We start from the raw sequence: 401 nt of genomic DNA on the forward strand, positions 1-401 counted from the left end.
ATTTAATCAATTTTTAAGATAGCAAAAGACGAGAGCAAACTATTGTCTTTGAATTATTTATAGGGCTGCTCAATATCTGCAGGAGTGCCCGAACTCATTTCTTCCTTCAACCGCTCGAGTAGCATTTGCCCTTCTGCTTCAATAGCCTTTAGAGCCTCTTTTACAGTTATCTCTTCTTTCAAAGCCTTCTTATGGTTAGTATAGAAAATTTTATTGAATGGAATGTAAAATGAACTGGATATATTTGAATTTGTATCCCCCTTTTTCTTTCTTCCATTTTTAATTAATGGGGCTAAACTCCAGCCATTTTTAAAGTTATACCCTAATAAAAGATAGGCAAATCTCATTGATGATCTGCTCCTATCAGAGGACCTCCAGCACAACTATTTAGTTCTAGAGAA

General features: G+C 34.9%; 1 protein-coding gene. It reads right to left on the reverse strand.

Going from position 1 to position 401, the window contains the following annotated elements:
- Nucleotides 1-53: 53 nt before the first annotated feature.
- Nucleotides 54-347 (reverse strand): hypothetical protein, encoded by a 294-nt coding sequence (locus RCF13_RS00205; RefSeq protein ID WP_308140671.1) that lies wholly within the window; start codon nucleotides 345-347, stop codon nucleotides 54-56.
- Nucleotides 348-401: the final 54 nt, after the last annotated feature.

It is taken from the genome of Stenotrophomonas maltophilia group sp. RNC7, assembly GCF_030910085.1.
GTDB classification, from domain to species: domain Bacteria; phylum Pseudomonadota; class Gammaproteobacteria; order Xanthomonadales; family Xanthomonadaceae; genus Stenotrophomonas; species Stenotrophomonas sepilia.

What these genes read in the sequence shown, in the direction of transcription:
- RCF13_RS00205 (WP_308140671.1), bottom strand. Translation starts at nt 347, where the DNA reads ATGAGATTTGCCTATCTTTTATTAGGGTATAACTTTAAAAATGGCTGG.